This is a genomic window from Polynucleobacter sp. 35-46-11 (genome assembly GCF_002281105.1).
On the sequence record NZ_NCFJ01000366.1, the window covers coordinates 1 to 2,613 of the forward strand.

Sequence of the window (2,613 nt, forward strand, 5' to 3'; positions counted from 1 at the left end):
TTGCTCTACATCTGCTGCGCGAGCGGCTGCTGCCTTTTGCTTCTCTTCAAATTCTTTCTGATTGGCTACACGCTCAGCCGCTTTTTCAGCAGAGGCACGTTCAGCAATCTTCGCGGCATCGCGCTGATCTTTAATACTGGAACGCAACTTACGCTGCACTTCATGTAACTCGACTTCTTGCACTCGAATTGGATCAATCTCTTTGCGGTACTGAGCACGAGAATCTTTCAGACAGCTGTTCACCCAATACTGTTGATAGCACTCAGAGTTGGTTTTTTCCCAGCGGTACTTAGCCCAATCACGTTGCAACTCCAGCTCTCGTTCAATTTTGTCGAGTTGCTCTAGCTGAGCCTCTTCTCCAGGGGTAGCGGGCACTAAAGTACTGAAGGAACATGCCAGCAGAAATGTCCCAACAGAAAATAATGTACGCACAGAACCGAGCTTTATCAAATCTCCACCTTTGCACCTAACTCAACCAAGCGATTGGCAGGAATCTTGAAAAAATCTGAGGGCTTTGCGGCATTTTGCATCATCCAACCAAACAACTTCTCTCTCCACAGCGCCATCCCAGGATTCGCCGATGGAACAATGGTGTCACGAGACACAAAGAAAGAAGTATCCATCACATTAAATTCAATATTTTCTTGTTTTTGCAGGAGCTCTAAAACTTTATTGATGTCTGGTGACTCTTTAAAGCCATGCACAGCCCTGACTAAGTAAACGCCACCCCCCAGATCTTTCATCGTGATGCGCTGATCATCATTCACGTATGGCACATCCCAGGTACTTAACTTAATAAAAAAGATACGCTCATGCATGACTCGGTTGTGCTTGAGGTTATGGAGCATTGCCACTGGAACATAGTCCACATGGGCTGTCAAAAAGATAGCAGTCCCCTCAACACGATGGGGTGGATGAGCTAGCAGACTACTCACAAATGCTTGCAATGGAATAGACCCTTCTTCCACTTTAGCGCGCAGCAGTTTGCGTCCTCGATACCAGGTTATCAAGCAAGTGAAAATGACTAAGCCTAAGAACAGCGGGTACCAACCACCATCTTTAATTTTGATTAAATTCGCAGTCCAGAAAGCAAAATCTAAGATAAAGAAAATAATCGACAAGCCCAGTACTAAGAAGATATTCATCTTCCACTCGCGATACATAACCACTCCCAATAAGATTGCAGTAATCATCATGGTAGAGGTAACTGAAATACCATAAGCTGCAGCCAGATTGACTGACTCTCTAAATTCAATAATCGTCACTACGACCATAAACAAAAGAACCCAGTTTACGACCGGAATATAAATCTGCCCTTGCTCTGAATCAGAGGTGTGCATGATCGTCATCCGCGGCATAAATCCAAGCAAGATTGCCTGACTTACTAAAGAGTACGCCCCAGAAATAACTGCCTGAGAGGCGATCACAGTAGCTGCAGTCGCCAAGCCCACCACTGGCCATAGGGCCCACTCAGGAACCATTAAATAAAATGGATTGGAGACTGCTTCTGGGTTTGACAATAGGAGTGCACCCTGACCCAGATAATTAATCAAGAGGCTTGGTAGAACCACAATGAGCCAAGCGTAGCGCACAGGGCTTCTACCAAAATGGCCCATATCCAAATATAAAGCCTCGACCCCAGTTACCACCAGCACTACAGCACCCATCACAATATAAGCAGTAGTGGGATGATCAACAATAAAATTGACTGCGTATATTGGGTTGATTGCCCCGATAATTTGTGGCGCTGCGCCTATATTAATAGCCCCCAATACCGCAAGCGTAATAAACCAAGTCAGAGTAACTGGGCCAAAGAGATTGCCAACAGCTGCAGTACCATATTTTTGGATTAAAAATAAAGCCACCAAAATTACTAGAGAGATCGGGATAATATATTTATGCAAACCAGGCGCTGCAATTTCAATACCCTCAACAGCAGATAAAACTGAAATCGCTGGAGTAATTACAGATTCGCCAAGCAGCATGCATGCACCAAGCATGCCCAAGATCATAAGAAAGAAATATTTCTTAGACTTACTATCAAAAGTACGTAGTGCTAAGGCCATCAGCGATAAAACACCACCCTCACCTTTATTGTCAGCGCGCATCACAAACAGCACGTACTTAAAGGTTACGACCATGATCAAAGACCAGATCATCATGGCAATCACACCAAATAATGCCTCTGGTGAAAATGTAATGCCGTGTTCTGGGTCAAAACATTCTTTGAGCGCGTACAAAGGGCTCGTACCGATATCACCGAACACCACTCCGATGGCAGCAATCATCATTGCCCCAAGACCCTTTTTATGGTCATTGTGATCATCGTGCAGCTCAACCGGTTTTAACAACGTGGAATTAGAAAACTCAGGGTTACTAATTGACATTTAAAAGGCCTTGGTGGATGTTGCGTGGCAATATATTACTCCTTATGCAGCTTGACTCAGATGACTTATTTATCCTAAAAAGCCGTTTTTTATGCTGAATTTAAAGGTTTCCTCGACAGCAAGGGTCAAAAAATGGTAGAATTTCAGCTTCAGACGCGGGGTGGAGCAGTCTGGCAGCTCGTCGGGCTCATAACCCGAAGGTCGTAGGTTCAAATCCTGCCCCCGC

Annotated in this window: 2 protein-coding genes; both read right to left on the reverse strand. The window is 44.8% G+C overall.

Annotated elements, in window-relative coordinates:
• A partial coding sequence (locus tag B7Y67_RS14975) for a hypothetical protein (protein ID WP_293599323.1) occupies window positions 1-375 on the reverse strand: 375 nt, incomplete at its 3' end.
• A gap of 71 nt (window positions 376-446) precedes the next feature.
• On the reverse strand, window positions 447-2,291 hold the full coding sequence (locus B7Y67_RS14980) for a potassium transporter Kup (protein ID WP_293599324.1): 1,845 nt from the start codon (window positions 2,289-2,291) through the stop codon (window positions 447-449).
• Window positions 2,292-2,613 lie beyond the last annotated feature (322 nt).